Raw genomic sequence first — 17,864 nt, forward strand, 5'->3', positions numbered from 1 at the left:
CGCCCGCCTCAGCTGGGTAGTGTGAATCGGGGCCGAGCCCACTCGGTGCCGAACCCACTCGATGAGGAGTCCTGAATGCCCGTCGTCGTCGTCGCCACCTTGACCGCCAAGCCCGAGTCCGTCGACGCGGTCCGCGACGCCTGCACCCAGGCGATCGAAGCGGTCCATTCCGAGCCAGGCTGCGAGCTGTACTCCCTGCACGAGGCCGACGGCACGTTCGTCTTCGTCGAGCAGTGGGCCGACGAGGAAGCGCTCAAGACGCACGGCACCGCCCCCGCGATCGGCGCGCTCTTCGGCGCCATCGGCGAGCATCTCGCTGGCGCCCCGGACATCAAGATGCTGCAGCCGGTCGTCGCCGGCGATCCCGCCAAGGGTCAGCTGCGTCCCTAGCGATGGGATCCCTCGAGGGCAAGGTCGCGTTCATCACCGGCGCGGCCCGCGGGCAAGGCCGCGCCCACGCGGTGAAGCTGGCGTCGGAGGGCGCCGACGTCATCGCCGTCGACCTCTGCGACCAGATCGCGTCGGTCCCCTACCCGATGGCCACTCCCGACGATCTCGCTGCCACCGTAAAACTGGTGGAGGACACCGGATCCCGCATCGTGGCCCTGCAAGCCGACGTACGTGACCGCGCGGCGCTCAAGACCGCGTTGCGATCGGGAGTCGACGAACTCGGCGGCCGACTCGACATCGTCGTCGCCAATGCGGGCATCGCCCCCATGGCGGACGAAAACGCCTGGCACGACGTCATCGACGTCAACCTCACCGGCGTCCACCACACGGTGGACGTCGCGATGCGGCCGATGATCAAGGCGGGCAACGGCGGTGCCATCGTTCTCATCAGCTCGGTGATGGGGTTGGTGGGCCTCGGCTCCCCGTTCGCCGGCTCCATCGGATACGCAGCCGCCAAGCACGGGGTGGTCGGCCTGATGCGGTCGTACGCGAACTTGCTGTCGCCGCAAAACATTCGGGTGAATTCGATCCACCCGGCCGGCGTCCGGACACCGATGGTGGACAACGAATTCACCCGAAAGTGGCTGGCCGACATGACCGGCGGCAACGAGGGCGACCTGACGATGGCCAGTATCGCCAACATGGAGACCGTCGAGCCGGAGGTCATCGCCGACACCGTGGCCTGGCTGGTCGCCGATTCCGGCAAGCACATCACCGGCGTGGCCCTGCCGGTCGACGACGGTTACGTCAACAAGCGCTGACGGCCCTAGATCTCCAGAACCGTCGGCACGATCATCGGCTGGCGGCGGTACTTCTCGGCCACCCACTTGCCGACGGAACGCCGGGCGGCCTGGGCGAACCGGGTCGGGTCGGTGACCTTGTCCTTGACGAGCGCTTGGAGCGCTTCCTCGACGAGGCGGGTGACCGGCTCGAGGGCCTTGGGGTCTTCGGAGAAGCCCTTGGACTGCAGGTGCACCGGCCCGGCGATCTTGCCGGTGGCCCGGTTCAGCACGATGGTGACGGCGATGAAACCGGACGACAGCACCAGCCTCTCACCGAGGGTGGCGTCACCGACGTCGCCGGTGACCAGACCGTCGACGAACATCTTGCCGACGGGCACCGCACCGGAGATCGTCGCCCGACCCTTGACGAGGTCGACGCTGACGCCGTTCTCGGCGAGCACGATGTTCTCCTCGGGCACACCGGAACTCGCGGCCAGCGCGGCGTTGGCGCGCATGTGTCGCCAGGTTCCGTGCACCGGCATGACGTTGCGCGGACGCACCCCGTTGTAGAGGAACAGGAGCTCCCCCGCGTAGGCGTGGCCCGAAACGTGAACGCGCACTTGGCCGTTGGTGACGACGCGGACGCCGATCTTGGCCAGCGAGTCCAGCACGTCGAAGATGGCCTCCTCGTTGCCGGGGATCTGCGACGAGGACATGATGATCAGATCGCCCCGGGTCAGCGTGATGCTGCGGTGTTCACCGCGCGACATCCGCGACAGCGCGGCCATCGTCTCGCCCTGGGTTCCGGTGGTGACGAGGGTGATCCGGTCCGCGGGCAGCATTTCGGCGGCGGCGATGTCGACCACGTCGTCGTCACCGACGTTGAGGAAGCCGAGATCCTTGGCAATCCCCATGTTGCGCACCATGGATCTGCCGACGAAGGACACCTTGCGCCCGAGGGCCACTGACGCGTCGACGATCTGCTGCACGCGAGCGACGTTGGAGGCGAAGCACGCGACGATGACGCGACCCTCGGCGCCACGGATCAGGCGGTGCATGTTGGGCCCGATTTCGCTCTCCGACGGTCCGACGCCGGGGATTTCCGCGTTCGTCGAATCGCACAGGAACAGGTCGACGCCGGCGTCACCGAGCCGCGACATGCCGGGCAGATCGGTGGGCCTGCCGTCGAGCGGCAGCTGGTCGAGCTTGATGTCACCGGTGTGCAACAGCGTGCCTGCGCCGGTGTAGACGGCGATGGCGAGCGCGTCGGGAATCGAGTGGTTGACCGCGAAGTACTCGCATTCGAATACGCCGTGGTTGCTGCTCTGCTTCTCGGCGACCTCGACGAAGACCGGCTTGATGCGGTGTTCGCGGCACTTCGCGGCAATCAGCGCCAGGGTGAACTTCGATCCGACGACGGGGATGTCGGGCCGCAGCTTGAGCAGGTGCGGAATGGCACCGATGTGGTCTTCGTGGGCGTGCGTGACGACCAGCGCCTCGATGTCGTCGAGGCGACCCTCGATGTGCCGCAGGTCCGGCAGGATCAGGTCGACCCCGGGCTCGTCGTGACCGGGGAAGAGCACCCCGCAGTCGATGATGAGCAGGCGCCCGAGGTGCTCGAGAACGGTCATGTTGCGGCCGATTTCGCTGATGCCACCGAGCGCGGTGACTCTCAGTCCGCCGGGCGCCAAGGGGCCGGGCGGGGTTAGTTCGGTGGTCATCGGAGTACGCCGGCTGTCCGCATGTCTGCCTCCAGCGCGTCGATCTGCGCGCTCGTTGCGGGAATCTGCGGAAGCCGCGGATCCCCAGTGGTGAAGCCCAACAACTCGAGTCCTGTCTTTGCCATGGTGACGCCGCCGAGACGGTTCTGGGCGTCGTTGAGTGTTCCGAGACTGACGTGAATCTTGCGTGCCGTCGCCAGATCCCCGGAGGTGAAGGCGGACAACATGTCTCGCAGCTGACTCGCCGCGAGGTGGCCCCACACGCTGATGAATCCGGTCGCGCCCATGGCCAGCCACGGCAGGTTCAGCGCGTCGTCACCGGAGTAGTAGGCCAACCCGGTCTCGGCCATGATCATCGCGCCACCGTGGAGGTCGCCCTTGGCGTCCTTGATGGCGACGATGTTCGGATGGGGTGCGATCGCCCGGACGGTGTCCCATTCGATCGGGACCATCGAGCGGGGCGGGATGTCGTAGAGCACGTTCGGCAGCGCGGTGGCGTCGGCGACGGCGGTGAAGTGGGCGACCAGTCCGGCTTGCGGCGGCCGTGAGTAATAGGGCGTCACGACCAGGAGGCCGTGGGCGCCCTCGGCTTCACATGCCTTGGCGAGGTGCACGCTGTGCGCGGTGTCGTAGGAGCCTGCTCCGGCGATCACCCTGGCGCGATCCCCCACCGCCTCGAGCACGGCGCCGAGCAACGCGAGCTTCTCCGAGTCGGTCGTCGTCGGCGATTCGCCGGTGGTCCCCGAGACCACCAGACCGTCGCATCCCGCGTCGACGAGGTGGTTGGCGAGCTTCTTTGCGACGGCCAGGTCTATCGTGCCGTCCGGGCCGAACGGCGTCACCATGGCCGTCAGCACGGTGCCCAGACGGGCGCTGACATCGAATCCGCTGGTGGTCACGCGGTTGAGATTACCCGCTCGACCCCGGCGATCACGAGCAGCGGTGCTACTCGTCGAGCACGCCTGCGCGCCGCATCGCGGAGGAGATGAGCTCGAAGTCGATGCCGACGTGGGCTCGGGCCACCGCATCGGCGTCGTCTGAGCGGCCGTCGGCGATCGCGTCGACCAACTCCTCGTGCTCGTGGAGCGACCGCAATTCCATCTCGCGCATGGTGCTTGGCTCCCCCCACAGGTGTGCCGGGGCGCCGATGCTGACGGAAGACTCGAGGTCGACGAGCACCTGCTTGAGCACCGCGTTGTGGGCGGTGTCCATGATCGCCAGGTGCAGTCGGCTGTCCGCCTGCTGGGCGGCGAAGCCGCTGTCCGCGGTCCGGTAGGCCTCCAACGCGGCTCGGAGTTGCTCGACGTCGGCGGCCGTCCTGGCGTCGGCCGCGGCCCGGCACACCGCGCCGTGCAGTCGGGCAATGGCGTCACACCGGTCCCGCAGTTCACCGAGTCGCATCGCCAGCGTGCGACGCACCGCGTCGGTGGACGACTCGGGCCACTGGTCGACGACGTAGGACCCGCCGCCGCGGCCGCGGCGCGTCTCGAGCAAACCGCGGTCGACCAACCGTGCCAGTGCGGCGCGCACCGTCATGCGCCCGACGCCCAGCGCGGCGGCAAGGTCGCGTTCGACCGGTAGCCGCGCGCCGGGCAGATACTCCCCGATCGCGATGGCGGTGACGAGCCGATCGGTGATCTCGTCGACCCGTGTCGGCATGTCGAGTTGTTGGGCGAGCAGCCCCGAGGGCGGCACGGCGGCATGTTCGGCCATCGGTGCGCTCCCCCAGTCGTCGATACGAGAATGTTAATTCCCTTCGATTGGTCTTGCAGCGAGACCATTGTGGGTACATGCTGAGCGCCATGCTCGTCCAGACACAGATGGTGCCCTTCCTCGACGGTGAGACGTGGGTTCAGATCAGCCGCCCCGACACCCCTCGACCCGACGCCCTTCCGTTGTTCGTCCTGCACGGCGGTCCGGGGATGGCGCACGACTACGTGCGCAACATCGCCGAACTCGCCGACGAGACCGGCCGTGACGTCATCCACTACGACCAGATCGGCTGCGGCCGCAGCACGCATCTGCCCGATGCGCCGCGCGACTTCTGGACCCCCGCGTTGTTCGTCGACGAATTCCACGCCGTCCGTTCGACATTGGGCGTCGAGCGCTACCACGTCCTCGGCCAGTCGTGGGGTGGCATGCTCGGCGCCGAAATCGCCGTGCGACAGCCCGACGGCGTGGTGTCGCTGTCGATCTGCAACTCGCCCGCGTCGATGGAGTTGTGGATGGCCGCCGCCGCCCTGCTCCGGTCCGAACTGCCCGAGGACACCCAGCGAGCACTCGACCGCCACGAGGCTGCGGGCACCGTCACCGACCCGGAGTACCTCGCCGCGACGCAGGAGTTCTACCGGCGCCACGTCTGCCGTCTGACGCCTACACCCCAGGACTTCCTCGACAGCGAAGCCCAAATGGAAGCAGAGCCGACGGTGTACCACACCATGAACGGCCCCAACGAGTTCCACGTTCTCGGCACGCTGAAGTCGTGGTCCGTCGAAGACCGGCTCGACCAGATCACGGTCCCGACGCTGGTGGTCGCCGGCGAATTCGACGAGGCCACGCCCGCCACGTGGAAACCGTTCGTCGACCTAATACCCGACGCGCGCGAACACGTCTTCGCCGGCGCCAGCCACTGCACCCACCTCGAACAGCCAACCGAATTTCGGGCGGTCATCGCCTCATTCCTCGCCGAACACGACCGATAGGAACCCGCATGGTCAACTCCGACACGCAGCCCGAGCACGGGCAGCGCAGCCTCGAATCATTCGGTTATACACAGGAACTCAACCGCTCGGTCTCCACTGTCGACCTGCTGGTCTACGGGTTGGTCTTCATGGTGCCGATCGCGCCGTGGGCCATCTTCGGCACGGTGTACAACAGCGCTTCCGGCATGGTGCCGCTGGTCTACCTCATCGGCCTGATCGCCATGATCTTCACCGCACTGGCCTACTCGCAGATGGCGAAGTCGTTCCCGCTGGCCGGCTCGGTGTTCTCCTACGTCGGTCGCGGCATCCATCCCAGCGTCGGCTTCTTCGCGGGCTGGGCAATCCTGCTGGACTACCTGCTGGTGCCGACGCTGCTGTACGTCTTCGCCGCCGAGTCGATGGTCGGGCTGTTCCCCAACAGTCCGCGGTGGGTGTGGGCGATCGTGTTCGTCATCGTCAACACCATCATCAACCTCGCCGGGATCAGCCTGCTGAAGATCGCCAACCGAATCTTCCTCGCGATCGAACTGGTCTTCGTGGTGGTCTTCGTCGTCATCGCGGTGCGCGCCATCAACGGACAGTCCCTCCCCAACGTCGGCTGGAGCACCCTGCCGATCTGGGACTCGAGCACCGTCACCGCGCCCCTGATCGCGACCGCACTCTCGATCGCGGTACTGAGCTTCCTTGGCTTCGACGGCATTTCGACGCTGGCAGAGGAGTCGACGGGGCGCAAGAACCCCGCAGGCCGGGCGATGATCATCGCACTGTTCGTGGTCGCGTTCCTGTTCATCACCCAGACCTGGCTGGCGAGCCTGCTCGCCGGCGGTCGCGAATCCTTCAGCGACGACGAGGCGGGCAACGCGTTCTTCACCCTCGTCCAGGCGGCGTCCAACACGGGCTGGATGAACGCGTTCTTCGCGGTCAACGTGATGGCCGTGGGCTTCGCGAACGCAATGGCCGCCCAAGCCGCGACGAGCCGCCTGCTGTACTCGATGAGCCGCGACGGCCAGCTGCCCAGCTTCCTGTCGAAGATCAGCAGCCGCAAGGTGCCCATCGCGGCCATCCTCGTGGTCAGCGCCCTGAGCCTGGTGCTGGTGCTGTTCTTCGTCGGCCAGATCGGCCTGATCTCGTCACTGGTCAACTTCGGTGCGCTGTTCGGCTTCTGTTTGCTGCACGTCTCGGTGGTCTGGTACTACCTGGGCCGCCAGAAGTCGAAGAACTACCTGCTGCACCTGGTGGTGCCGACCCTGGGCTTCCTGATCATCGGCTACGTGTTGATCAACGCCGATTCACTGGCCAAGATCGGCGGCCTGGTGTGGCTCGTCATCGGCGCGATCGTCTTCGGCGTCAACGTCTTCCGGGGCAAGGGCGTCCCGGAACTGCCGGAGGAGAAGGCGACGCACTGACATCTGGCTTAGGGTGAGCCATGCCAGCCAAGACGATCGCCGCTCGCCTGCTCGCCGTCATCGACGACGACGTCCTGCCCCTGACCGAGCGGGGCGTCGCCGCGGGCAACAAGGTGTTCGGCGCGGCGATCCTGCGCAAGTCGGACCTGTCGCTCGTCGTCGCGGGCACCAACGACGAGACCGACAATCCGCTGCTGCACGGTGAGATCAACACCCTCAACCAGTTCTACGAGCTCACCGACCGCCCACCCACGTCCGAGCTGGTGTTCCTCACCACCCACGAGCCGTGCACGCTGTGCATGTCGGCGATCACCTGGGCGGGGTTCGACAACTATTACTACTTCTACAGTCACGAGGATTCGCGCGACAGCTTCGCCATCCCCCACGACCTGGTGATCCTCAAGGAGCTCTTCGGTCTGGAGCCCGGCGCCTATCGGCGCTCCAACGCGTTCTGGACGGCGTATTCGCTGGCCGACCTCGTCGAGTCCGAGGACGAGCCGTTGCGGTCGGAGTTGCGGGCGCAGACCTCGCGGATCAAGGAGCGCTACGCCGCGCTGTCGGACCGGTATCAGGAGACGAAGGGCGACAACGACATTCCGCTGAACTGACTGACGCCGCTTCGGGGTGACATCGCACTGGAAGGCGTCATCGTTCGTTGACGATCGTCATCGTTCGTTGACGCCCTACGGCGACGTGTCACCACCAGAGCCGGCCTGGGCCCTATAGCCGGCGCCGCAGCGCCTCGGCGAGGTCGCCACGCTCCCCAACCACGACGTCCTCGAGCCCCAACCACGTCGCCATCGTCCGCAACTCGCTCGCGAGCGCCTCGGCCACCCGGTCGGCGTCCCGTCCCGGCTCGAGGAACGCCCCCGGCACCAGCAGCGCCCCACGGATGCGGTCGGCCTTCAGGTCGACGCGCCCGACGAGTTCCCCGTCGAGAAGGAACGGCCAAACGTAATACCCGAACTGACGCTTGGGTTCTGGCACGTAGATCTCAATGCGGTAATGGAAGTCGAACAGCCGCTCGACCCGCGGCCGGAAGAAGATGAGCGGGTCGAACGGACACAGCAGCGCCGTCCCGCGAGTGACCCGGGGCACCACCTGGCCGGCCCTGAGATAGGCCGGCGCCGTCCACCCGTCGACCTCCACGGCCTCGAGCTCACCCTCGGCGACCAGGTCGGCGATGACGGGTTTCGCCTGCCCGGCGCCCAGCCGGAAGTAGTCGCGGATGTCGGTCTCGGTGGCGACACCCAAGGCGGTCGCCGAGCGCAGCACCAGCTCGCGGATCGCATCGGCATCGGTCACCTCGCGGGCGAACACTTCCGGCGGCAACACCCGCTCACTCAGGTCGTAGTGCCTGGCGAACCCGATCCGCGTGCCGGTCGTCAACGTGCCGGACGCGAACAGCGCCTCGGCCACCCACTTGGTGTCGCTGCGGTCCCACCACGGCCCCTTGCGCCCACGCGGTTCGGCCGCCAGATGAGCCTCGATCTGCCCGGCCGTCGACGGGCCGAGCTCGGCGACCGCGGCAACCACGTCGGCGGCCAACTGCCGGTTCTTGCGGACGATCTCCTTGCCCCACCTGCCGTCGGCGTACTCGCGCATGCGCCAGCGCAGCAGGGGCCAGTCGTCGACCGCCATCAGGGCCGCCTCGTGCGCCCAGTACTCGACCAGCAGACGGGGTGACCGTGCCGAGTGACTCCACGCCGCTCGCTCCAGCACGCCGCGGTCATACGGTCCGAGCCGGCTGAAGATGGGTGCGTAGTGCGCGCGCACGGCAACCGAGACCGAGTCCAGTTGCAGCACCTGAATCCGGGAGACCAACCGGCGTAGGTGCGATCGCGTCACGGGGCCAACGGGTTTGGGCTCCGCGAACCCCTGAGCTGCAACGGCAACCCGGCGCGCCTGACCGCTGGTGAGCTTCACGCCCGGACGTAGCTCGAGAAGCGATACCGCAAACCCGACGCGCTGGTCAACCAGTCTCCCGCGGTGCCGACCCAGGCCTCGTCGAGCTCGGGCGCCACGGCGTCGTCGTCCTCACGAGTCAGCGCCACGTCGACCTCGGTGACCTCGCAGCGCGTCGCCAGCGGCAGCGCCAGCGCGTAGATCTGCGCCCCGCCGATCACCCAGGTGTCATCGCCTATCAGCCCGTCCTCCAGGCTGCCCACCACCGTCGCACCCTCTGCCACGAAGTCGGCTTGCCTGGTGACCACGACATTTCTGCGCCCCGGAAGCGGTCGCACCTTCGCGGGCAGCGACTCCCACGTCAGCCGACCCATGACGACGGCATGCCCGAGGGTGAGCTCCTTGAAGCGCGCCTGGTCCTCGGGCAGCCGCCACGGGATGCCGTTGGCGCGCCCGATGACTCCACTCGTCGATTGAGCCCAGATCAGACCGATACTCATACGGCGACGGGGGCCTTGATCCCCGGATGCGGGTCATAGTTGACGATCGCGACGTCGTCGTAGGTGTAGTCGAAGATCGAATCACGCGGCGCCAGAACGAGTTCCGGATACGGGCGCGGGTCACGGCTCAGCTGCAGCCGGACCTGGTCGACGTGGTTGTCGTAGACGTGGCAATCCCCACCCGTCCAGACGAACTCCCCCACCCCGAGACCTGCCTGGGCGGCCATCATGTGGGTCAGCAGCGCGTAGCTGGCGATGTTGAACGGCACGCCGAGGAAGAGGTCCGCGCTGCGCTGATACAGCTGGCAGGACAGTTTTCCGTCGGCGACGTAGAACTGGAAGAACGCGTGGCACGGCGGCAGCGCCATCTGCGGGATTTCGCCCACGTTCCATGCCGAGACGATGTTGCGACGGGAATCGGGATCGCGCTTGAGCAGCTCGAGGGCATTGCTGATCTGGTCGACGTGCTCCCCAGACGGCGTCGGCCAGGAGCGCCATTGCACTCCGTAGACCGGTCCGAGTTCACCTGTCGGACTTGCCCATTCGTCCCAAATGGTCACACCGTGCTCCTGCAGCCAGCGGACGTTGGAATCACCGCGCAGGAACCACAGCAGCTCGTAGACGACCGACTTGAGATGCACCTTCTTGGTGGTGATCAACGGAAACCCGTCGGCCAGGTCGTAGCGCAGTTGGTGTCCGAACAAACTGCGGGTGCCGGTACCGGTGCGGTCGGCCTTGGGAGTCCCCGTCTCGAGAACCAGTCGCAGTAGGTCCTCGTACGGCGTGGGAATCGGCACGGAGCCAGTTTAGGGGCAGGGGCCGACAATTGAGACGGCACTCCGGGCGTGAGTCACTCGCACTTCCCCGCCGCCAACGCCGCCTCGACGTGCCTGTGGATGAATCAAGCGTCGACCTCCTCGAACATGCCACTCTGCGGCTCGTGGAGCGAGTCTTCGTCGGGAGCGAGGCACTGGCGCGCGGGGTGCTCACCCGCCACGAACTCCGGACGTTCTACCGCCGGGTGCTGCCCGACGTGTACGCAGCCAAGCGGTCTGTCCTCACGCTCGAGGACAGAACCGTCGCGGCCTGGCTGTGGTCTGGGCGCGAGGGCGTCGTCAAGGGTCTGGCGGCGTCGGCGATGCTGGGAGCCAGGTGGGTCGACGACGACGTCCCGATCGAGCTGAACTGGGCCAACCATCGACCGCCGACGGGTGTCGTGACCCGCAACGACACCCTCCTCGAGCCAGAGGTTGGACGACACGGAGCCATGGCGGTCACGACCCCCGATCGCACGGCATTCGACCTGGGGTGTCGGGGGCCGGTGGGTCGGGCGGTGGCCAGGCTGGACTCGTTGGCGAGGGCCACCCACTTCAAGGTGGCTGACGTGCAGGAGTTGGCGCTGCGCCATCCACACGTCAAGGGCCTTCGGCAATTGGATCGGGTGCTCGACCTCGTCGACGCGGGCGCCGAGTCGCCGCAGGAAACGCGGATACGGCTGATGCTGATGGACGCAGGCCTTCCCCGGCCGCAGACTCAGATACCGGTTCGAGCGCCCGATGGCCTCCCGCGCTACTACCTGGACATGGGGTGGGAAGACGTCATGGTCGCCGTCGAATATGACGGCAGGCACCACACCGACCGGCCCGTTTACTCCAGGGACATCATCCGGTTGGAGTACGTCAACGCGGTCGGCTGGACGGTCGTACGCGTGGTCGCGGAGCACCGCCGGGCCGAGATCGTGCACCGCGTGCGCCAGGCGTGGGGGTTGAGACTGCGCTGACGGCGAACGACACTCGCACTTCCCCGCCACCAGTGCCGTCTCAACGCGTGATCGTCAGGAGCGCAGGGTAGAACGGAAGCCATGCCCTCGATCACAGACACCATCACCACGCCCGACGGAACGTGTCGGGTCACGCTCGCGACGCCCGTCGGCGACGGACCATGGCCGGGAATCGTCATGTATCCCGACGCCGGGAGCCGTCGCCCGGTGTTCGACGAGATGGCCCAGAAGCTGGCCGACTACGGTTACGCCGTGCTGGTGCCCGACGTCTACTACCGCCACGGCGAGTACGCACCGTTCGACTTGAACACCGCGTTCAGCGACCCCGATGAGCGCAACCGGGTGATGTCGATGATGGGCAGTGTCACCCCCGACAAGATGGCCGACGACGCCGCGGCGTTCTTCGACTACCTCGAGTCGCGGCCGGAGGTCACCGGCACGACGTTCGGCACCACCGGCTACTGCATGGGCGGCCGCACCTCTCTCATCGTCGCGGGGCGGGTCCCCGATCGGGTGGCGGCGGCGATGTCGTTCCACGGCGGCGGGTTGGCCTCCGACGACCCCGGCAGCCCGCACCTGCTGGCCGACCAGATCAGTGCCGCGGTGTACGTGGCGGGCGCCGAGGACGACGGCTCGTTCACTCCCGAGCAGGCCGAGACCCTCGAGAAGGCGCTGACGGCTGCGAACGTCGAGCACACGATCGAGACCTACCCGGCCGCACACGGTTTCGCGGTGTCCGACCACGCCGCGGTCTACGACGCCGACGCCGCCCAACGGCACTGGGACGCGATGGAGCGCTTCTTCGGATCCAAGCTCGGCTGACGCCACGGCGGGGCCGTTTTGCCTAGTCGTAGCGGCGTAGGCGACCATTGACCCGTGTACGACCAAGCCTCCGCCGAATCCGATCCGTCCGACCCAGGGTTTCGCATCGACCCGGTGCTCGCCAGAAGCTGGTTGCTGGTCAACGGCGCACAGCCGGAGCGCTTCGCGCCTGCCGCGCACTCGCGCGCCGACATCGTCGTCCTCGACATCGAGGACGCCGTGGCACCGAAGGACAAGGACGCCGCCCGCGAGAACGTGCGTGCGTGGCTGACCTCGGGCAACGACGACTGGGTGCGCGTCAACGGGTTCGGCACCCGGTGGTGGGCCGACGACCTCGACATGTTGGCCACCACGTCGGTGGGCGGGGTGATGTTGGCGATGGTCGAATCCGTTGACCACGTCATCGAGACCGCGAAGCGGTTGCCGGACGTGCCGATCGTCGCCCTGGTCGAGACCGCCCGCGGTTTGGAGCGGATCACCGAGATCGCCGCGACGAAGGGGACGTTCCGGCTCGCGTTCGGCATCGGCGACTTCCGCCGCGACACCGGATTCGGTGACAACCCGGCCACCCTGGCGTACGCGCGGTCGCGCTTCACCATCGCCGCGAAGGCCGCGCATCTGCCCAGCGCCATCGACGGCCCGACCATCGGGTCGAGCGCGCTGAAGCTCATCGAGGCCAGCGCCGTCTCCGTCGAGTTCGGCATGACCGGCAAGATCTGCCTGACCCCGGAGCAGTGTCCGGCGGTCAACGAAGGCCTGTCCCCCTCCCCCGACGAAATCAGTTGGGCGAACGAGTTCTTCGAAGAATTCCAGCGCGACGGCGGCGAGATCCGCAACGGCTCGGACCTGCCGCGCATCGCGCGGGCAACCAAGATCCTCGATCTGGCGAAGGCCTACGGCATTCATTCATCGGAGTACGGCGACGACCCCGATCACGTGCCGGCGCCGTCGGACACCTACCACTACTGATCTCGGTGCCGCGTGAATGACGCTATGGCGCGGACTATTCCGCGTCCGGCGTACACCGCGGCGGCGACCGACACCACGATCATCACGACGAACATGACCAGCCAGTTGCTACGGCTGTGGCTGACGTTCCACCACACGATGGTGAACAGCACCGCACAAATGAACACCACGATGTCGCGCCAGTTCCCTCGGTAGGACTGCGCGAGTTCCAGCAGCGATCGGCTCTTGTCGACGCCGGCGATCAGGTCGTCGACGCGGATGTCGATCACGCGTTGCAGTTCGGCGCGACGCTCGCTCTGCTCCGGCGGGAGTCGTTCCAGAAGGTCCATGTCCTGGTTGATCAGGGCCCTGACGTCTGGCCCGCGGAAGTTGCCCGCGACGACGCCGAGAAGTGCGCCGCCGGCGATCGGCGCTCCCGCGAGCGCAAGTTCGGCGAAACCAGGCATGATCGTCTCCTCCGTCAGGCCATGAGCGTAACGGTCGACGTGGCCCGATCGTGTGACGTCACTGCGTCAACTGAGCCGCCACCGTCGCTCCGAGCTCCCAACACGCCTCGAGGTCGGCCTTCGTCGGGCGGCCCGAAACCAGCACGTACTCAGCGGCTTTCACCCATCCGAGTCCGGTGGTGATGGCGGTGACGCCCCGTTCGGCGCCCTCGGTGCCCTCGTTGCCGTGCAGGTACATGCCGAACGGCCGCCCGCGCGTCGTGTCCAGGCACGGGTAATAGCAAACGTCGAACGCGTGCTTGAGAGCGCCGCTCATGTAACCGAGGTTGGCGGGGGTGCCGAGCAGATAGCCGTCCGCCTCCAGCACGTCGGTCGGCGACACCGTCAACGCCGGCCGCCGGACGACGTCGACGCCCTCGACCTCGGGTGTGGTGGCGCCGGCCAGCACCGCCTCGAACATCTCCTGGGTATGCGGCGACGGGGTGTGGTGCAGGATCAGCAGCGTCTTGCTCACGACCGCTGCTCCTGCATCGCGACGGCCTTCTTCATCGTCTCCCTGGCGCGACCCCGGTCACCGGCGTAGTCGTAGGCGCGCGCCAGCCGATACCACCGCACCCAGTCGTCGGGGTGTTCCTCGACCTCGGCGCGCACGGCGTCGAACAGTTGGTCGGCCGCCTCGCGCTCGATGCGCCCCGACGGCCTGCGCGGAAGCGCGTCGACGTCGAGTTCCATGTCCTGCTCGCGTGCCAGCCGGGCCAGCCGCTGGTGGGCGAAACCCGCACGGAGCGTGGCGATCAGCGCCCAGAGGCCGACCACCGGGAGCAGGAAGATGGCGAGGCCGAGCCCGATCGCGGCGGGCCGACCCGAGGCGACGAGAAGCACACCGGCGCGGCCCAGCAGCACGAAGTACACCAACATCGCCACGCACATGAAGCCGATCAGGACCTGGATGCGCAGCGCCCGTGAGCCCTCGCTCTTGCTCGTCACAATCCCATGAGGGGTTCGATGCCGATCGTCAGCCCGCGATGGTCGGCGACGTTGCGCACGCCCAGCAATACCCCCGGCACGAAGGACGTCCGGTCCAGGCTGTCGTGGCGGATGGTCAGCGTCTCCCCCATGGTCCCAAACAGCACCTCTTGATGGGCGACGAGGCCGGCCAGTCGCACCGAATGCACTCGGACGCCGTCGACGTCGGCGCCGCGCGCACCCTCGATGCCGGTGCTGGTCGCGTCGGGGCTGGGCGGCAACCCCTTTCGCGCCTCGGCGATCATCTGGGCCGTACGGGTGGCCGTGCCCGACGGTGCGTCGGCCTTGAACGGGTGGTGCAGTTCGATGACTTCGGCGGACTCGAAGAAACGCGCCGCCTGCCGCGCAAACTCCATCGACAAGACCGCGCCGATCGCGAAGTTCGGCGCGATCAGCACCGAGACGTCGGGCCTGTCGGCGAGCCAGGACCTGACCTGCGCGATGCGCTCGTCGGTGAACCCGGTGGTCCCGACCACGGCGTTGACGCCGGCGCCGATCAGGAATTCGAGGTTGTCCATCACGACGTCCGGATGGGTGAAGTCGACGACGACCTCGGTCTGACTGTCGGTGAAGAGGGTCAACGGATCGCCTGCGTCGACCCCGACCGAGAACGTCAAGTCGTCGGCGGCCTCGACGGCGCCGACGATCGTCGCTCCGACCTTGCCCTTGGCACCCAGCACTCCCACTCGCATGGGGGCAGCCTACTTCGCCGCGCTCGGCGGCTACGAGCCGTCGTCGTCGGTGCTGGCGGCCAATCGCCGGAGGTCCTCCTCGGCGTCGGTGAGGGCCGACGAGGCGGCCCGAAACGCGTCCGAGGCGGCCTGGGCCTCTCGCTCCGCCTCGGCGTGATCGGCGTCCGCGAGGCTCAGCGCACGTTCGGCGGCGCTGAGCGTCTCGAGGACCTTCTCGTACCGTCGGCGCGCGGTGGCGAGCGCGGCGGCCCGATCGGCGAGCGTCTCGCCGGCCGTGGCCGTCGCCTGTTCGGCGGTCAGCACGTCGCGACGCGCCGATTCGACGCGGTCACGGGCCGCGTCCACCTCCCGCTGGTCGGGTGCCGGCGGTGGCGTCGGGGGTGCATTGACCTTGACCTTGACCTTGACCTTTGGAGCGGGACCGACCGCGGTGACCGAACCGAATTCGCCGAAACCCGACCACCTTTCGGCCTTCTCCAACCGTCCGAGCCGGGCTGCGACGTCGGGATCGGCGACGGCGGCCTGCAGCGTGCCGACGACGTCGTCGCGCAGAGCGGCCGACGGGTGCGAGACCGCGGCCGCGGCGAATCCGGTTCGCACCAGTTCGTCGAGCAGTTTTCGTTGCGCGCCAGACAGTTCGCGGATCTTCGCGCCGTCCATCGCCGCGTGCGCGGCACGCAGGTGCTGGCCGATCTCGTCGAGCCTGCTCGTGGCGGTCTCGTCGGCGCGGACGAGGGCGTTGACCACCCACGCCGCCGTCGTCGGCCGCCGCGCTGCGCCGATGGCCCGGGCGGCGTCGCGGTCGCCGCGCTTCTTGGCCTCGGCCACCAGTTCCTTGCGTAGCTCGGTGAACTCGGCCGGGTCGACGCCGTATAGCCGTCCGATGTCGTCCTCGGTATTGATCGCCCGGTCGCTCCGCTCCTGCCCGCCGGCACTCACAGCGGGGACGCCCCTCGGAGGTGCTCGAAGATCAGCGACGTCTGGGTCCCCGCCACGTCGGCGTCGGAGTTGAGGTTCTCCACGACGAAGGACCGGAGGTCGTCGGTGTCGCGCGCGGCGACGTGGAGGAGGAAGTCGTCGGCACCGGCGAGGAAGTAGACGTCCATCACCTGGGGGCGCGTCCGGATGTTCTGGATGAAGCTGCCGATCTTGCCTCGGGCGTTCGCCTGGAGACTTACCGAGATCATCGCCTGCATCGGCAGCCCGATTGCCGCCGGGTCGACGTCGGCGTGAAAACCGCGGATGACGCCGATCTCTTGGAGGCGCCGGACCCGGCCGTGACAGGTCGACGGCGCGATCCCGACGAGGTCCGCCAACGCGGTGTTCGACAGCCGCGCGTCACCGTGCAGCGCGGTCAGGAGACGTCGGTCGGTGGCGTCCAGTTCGGCGGGTTGAACATTCTTCGACGGCTGGGGGCCTGAAGCGGTCATCTTCGAAGATCGTTCTGACATGGAGCGACTTTATCGAATCTATGACGAACTTGTTGCCATGCATTCGTACGTTCTTCACAATTCAACCAACAGACAACGACCTGAGGAGCTGTCATGCGCGTCGGAATCCCGACCGAGATCAAGAACAACGAGTACCGGGTGGCCATCACCCCGGCCGGGGTGGCGGAACTGACCCGCCGCGGCCATGAGGTACTCGTCCAGGCCGGTGCGGGCGAGGGCTCGGCGATCACCGACGGCGACTTCAAGGCCGCCGGCGCGCAGACCGTCGAGTCCGCGGACGCGGTCTGGGCCGACGCCGACCTGCTGCTCAAGGTCAAGGAGCCCATCGAGGCCGAATACGGCCGGATGCGGAAGGGCCAGACGCTCTTCACCTATCTCCACCTCGCCGCGTCGCGGCCGTGCACCGACGCTCTGATGGCCTCGGGCACCACCTCGATCGCGTACGAGACGGTGCAGACCCCCGACAACGCGCTGCCGCTGCTGGCCCCGATGAGCGAGGTCGCCGGCCGACTCTCCGCACAGGTGGGCGCCTACCACCTGATGCGCACCCAGGGCGGCCGCGGCGTGCTCATGGGCGGCGTCCCCGGCGTCGCCCCGGCCAAGGTCGTCGTCATCGGCGGCGGCATGGCGGGCGACAACGCTGCCGCCGTCGCATGGGGCATGGGCGCACACGTCACCGTGTTCGACCTGAACGTCAACACGCTGCGCAAGATCGACGCCGAGTACGGCGGCGCCATCGAGACCCGGTACTCGTCGGCGCTGGAGCTCGAAGAGGCCGTCAAGCAGGCCGACCTGGTCATCGGCGCGGTGCTGGTCCCCGGCGCCAAGGCTCCCAAGCTGGTCACCAACTCGACCGTCGCAGGCATGAAGGCGGGTGCCGTCCTGGTGGACATCGCGATCGACCAGGGTGGTTGCTTCGAGGACTCGCGTCCGACGACGCACGACGATCCGACGTTCGCCGTCCACGACACGGTCTTCTACTGCGTGGCCAACATGCCGGGCGCAGTCCCCCGCACGTCGACCTTCGCCCTGACCAACGCGACGATGCCGTACGTGGTCAAGCTCGCCGACAAGGGCTGGAAGGCCGCCTGCGCCGCGGATTCTGCTCTGGCCAAGGGTCTTTCGACCCACGAGGGCGCACTCGTCTCCGAGCAGGTCGCCGCAGACCTGGGACTGCCCTTCACCGATCCGGCCGGGTTGCTGGTCTAAGTCGTCTCCACCACGCCCCGGCTGGTGCCGTCACGGTGCCAGCCGGGAGGTGGTTGAACTTGA

The 17,864-nt window shown here is 67.7% G+C and carries 21 protein-coding genes; 9 read left to right on the forward strand and 12 right to left on the reverse strand.

Annotated elements, in window-relative coordinates:
- Positions 1-75 precede the first annotated feature (75 nt).
- Positions 76-390 carry a putative quinol monooxygenase gene (locus tag ASD37_RS05020; RefSeq protein ID WP_056548687.1) on the forward strand — a complete coding sequence of 105 codons (315 nt, stop codon included), beginning with the start codon at positions 76-78 and terminating at the stop codon, positions 388-390.
- A 2-nt stretch (positions 391-392) separates the two neighbouring features.
- On the forward strand, positions 393-1,211 hold the full coding sequence (locus tag ASD37_RS05025; RefSeq protein WP_056548689.1) for a mycofactocin-coupled SDR family oxidoreductase: 819 nt from the start codon (positions 393-395) through the stop codon (positions 1,209-1,211).
- Between the two features lie 5 nt (positions 1,212-1,216).
- On the opposite strand, the gene ASD37_RS05030 is transcribed toward ASD37_RS05025, so the two are convergent.
- From ASD37_RS05030 to ASD37_RS05040, 3 genes are read right to left on the reverse strand one after another with little or no spacing between them, the layout of a single operon-like run.
- Positions 1,217-2,893: a ribonuclease J gene (locus ASD37_RS05030; protein ID WP_056548691.1), complete on the reverse strand. Its 1,677-nt coding sequence runs from the start codon at positions 2,891-2,893 to the stop codon at positions 1,217-1,219.
- Positions 2,890-3,792, reverse strand: a complete 903-nt coding sequence (gene dapA / locus ASD37_RS05035) for a 4-hydroxy-tetrahydrodipicolinate synthase (protein ID WP_056548693.1) — start codon at positions 3,790-3,792, stop codon at positions 2,890-2,892. Before dapA ends, ASD37_RS05030 begins: the two co-directional genes overlap by 4 nt.
- Before the next feature lie 46 nt (positions 3,793-3,838).
- The gene (locus tag ASD37_RS05040; protein ID WP_056548695.1) at positions 3,839-4,606 is read right to left on the reverse strand and encodes a FadR/GntR family transcriptional regulator; all 768 of its coding nucleotides are present in this window, start codon (positions 4,604-4,606) and stop codon (positions 3,839-3,841) included.
- Between the two features lie 89 nt (positions 4,607-4,695).
- Here ASD37_RS05040 and ASD37_RS05045 point away from each other — a divergent pair, with 89 nt between their 5' ends.
- From ASD37_RS05045 to ASD37_RS05055, 3 genes are read left to right on the forward strand one after another with little or no spacing between them, the layout of a single operon-like run.
- Positions 4,696-5,595 (forward strand): proline iminopeptidase-family hydrolase, encoded by a 900-nt coding sequence (locus ASD37_RS05045; protein ID WP_235567969.1) that lies wholly within the window; start codon positions 4,696-4,698, stop codon positions 5,593-5,595.
- Between the two features lie 8 nt (positions 5,596-5,603).
- Entirely contained in the window at positions 5,604-7,001 is a 1,398-nt protein-coding gene (locus ASD37_RS05050) for an APC family permease (protein WP_056548699.1), read from the forward strand.
- Positions 7,002-7,021: 20 nt separating this feature from the next.
- On the forward strand, positions 7,022-7,609 hold the full coding sequence (locus ASD37_RS05055) for a nucleoside deaminase (protein ID WP_056548701.1): 588 nt from the start codon (positions 7,022-7,024) through the stop codon (positions 7,607-7,609).
- A 112-nt stretch (positions 7,610-7,721) separates the two neighbouring features.
- On the opposite strand, the gene ASD37_RS05060 is transcribed toward ASD37_RS05055, so the two are convergent.
- The 3 genes from ASD37_RS05060 to ASD37_RS05070 are packed head-to-tail and all read right to left on the reverse strand — an operon-like array spanning position 7,722 to position 10,203.
- Positions 7,722-8,927: a winged helix-turn-helix domain-containing protein gene (locus tag ASD37_RS05060; RefSeq protein WP_056548703.1), complete on the reverse strand. Its 1,206-nt coding sequence runs from the start codon at positions 8,925-8,927 to the stop codon at positions 7,722-7,724.
- Positions 8,924-9,406 carry a dihydrofolate reductase gene (locus ASD37_RS05065; RefSeq protein ID WP_056548706.1) on the reverse strand — a complete coding sequence of 161 codons (483 nt, stop codon included), beginning with the start codon at positions 9,404-9,406 and terminating at the stop codon, positions 8,924-8,926. Before ASD37_RS05065 ends, ASD37_RS05060 begins: the two co-directional genes overlap by 4 nt.
- A complete protein-coding gene (locus tag ASD37_RS05070; protein WP_056548708.1) occupies positions 9,403-10,203 on the reverse strand; it encodes a thymidylate synthase in 801 nt (266 codons plus the stop codon). The genes ASD37_RS05065 and ASD37_RS05070 overlap by 4 nt, the downstream gene beginning before the upstream one ends.
- 143 nt (positions 10,204-10,346) lie before the next feature.
- Here ASD37_RS05070 and ASD37_RS05075 point away from each other — a divergent pair, with 143 nt between their 5' ends.
- From ASD37_RS05075 to ASD37_RS05085, 3 genes are all read left to right on the forward strand, one after another.
- Entirely contained in the window at positions 10,347-11,186 is an 840-nt protein-coding gene (locus tag ASD37_RS05075; RefSeq protein WP_156720717.1) for an endonuclease domain-containing protein, read from the forward strand.
- An 81-nt stretch (positions 11,187-11,267) separates the two neighbouring features.
- The gene (locus tag ASD37_RS05080) at positions 11,268-12,008 is read left to right on the forward strand and encodes a dienelactone hydrolase family protein (RefSeq protein WP_056548710.1); all 741 of its coding nucleotides are present in this window, start codon (positions 11,268-11,270) and stop codon (positions 12,006-12,008) included.
- Between the two features lie 54 nt (positions 12,009-12,062).
- Positions 12,063-12,977, forward strand: a complete 915-nt coding sequence (locus ASD37_RS05085) for a CoA ester lyase (protein WP_056548712.1) — start codon at positions 12,063-12,065, stop codon at positions 12,975-12,977.
- Here the strand turns inward: ASD37_RS05085 and ASD37_RS05090 are convergent.
- From ASD37_RS05090 to ASD37_RS05115, 6 genes are read right to left on the reverse strand one after another with little or no spacing between them, the layout of a single operon-like run.
- On the reverse strand, positions 12,971-13,423 hold the full coding sequence (locus tag ASD37_RS05090; RefSeq protein ID WP_056548714.1) for a hypothetical protein: 453 nt from the start codon (positions 13,421-13,423) through the stop codon (positions 12,971-12,973). The two genes, ASD37_RS05085 and ASD37_RS05090, sit on opposite strands and share 7 nt — an antisense overlap.
- Before the next feature lie 58 nt (positions 13,424-13,481).
- Complete coding sequence (locus ASD37_RS05095; protein ID WP_156720761.1) at positions 13,482-13,883, reverse strand: flavodoxin family protein; 402 nt, start codon at positions 13,881-13,883, stop codon at positions 13,482-13,484.
- A gap of 50 nt (positions 13,884-13,933) precedes the next feature.
- Entirely contained in the window at positions 13,934-14,353 is a 420-nt protein-coding gene (locus ASD37_RS05100) for a hypothetical protein (protein WP_056549873.1), read from the reverse strand.
- Between the two features lie 53 nt (positions 14,354-14,406).
- Entirely contained in the window at positions 14,407-15,141 is a 735-nt protein-coding gene (dapB, locus tag ASD37_RS05105; RefSeq protein ID WP_056548718.1) for a 4-hydroxy-tetrahydrodipicolinate reductase, read from the reverse strand.
- A 30-nt stretch (positions 15,142-15,171) separates the two neighbouring features.
- Positions 15,172-16,080 (reverse strand): hypothetical protein, encoded by a 909-nt coding sequence (locus ASD37_RS05110; RefSeq protein ID WP_235567970.1) that lies wholly within the window; start codon positions 16,078-16,080, stop codon positions 15,172-15,174.
- Positions 16,077-16,592 (reverse strand): Lrp/AsnC family transcriptional regulator, encoded by a 516-nt coding sequence (locus ASD37_RS05115; protein ID WP_056548721.1) that lies wholly within the window; start codon positions 16,590-16,592, stop codon positions 16,077-16,079. Before ASD37_RS05115 ends, ASD37_RS05110 begins: the two co-directional genes overlap by 4 nt.
- 93 nt (positions 16,593-16,685) lie before the next feature.
- Here ASD37_RS05115 and ald point away from each other — a divergent pair, with 93 nt between their 5' ends.
- The gene (ald, locus tag ASD37_RS05120) at positions 16,686-17,801 is read left to right on the forward strand and encodes an alanine dehydrogenase (RefSeq protein WP_056548723.1); all 1,116 of its coding nucleotides are present in this window, start codon (positions 16,686-16,688) and stop codon (positions 17,799-17,801) included.
- Positions 17,802-17,864: the final 63 nt, after the last annotated feature.

Origin of the sequence: Mycobacterium sp. Root135, assembly GCF_001426545.1 — a bacterium.
Taxonomy (GTDB): domain Bacteria; phylum Actinomycetota; class Actinomycetes; order Mycobacteriales; family Mycobacteriaceae; genus Mycobacterium.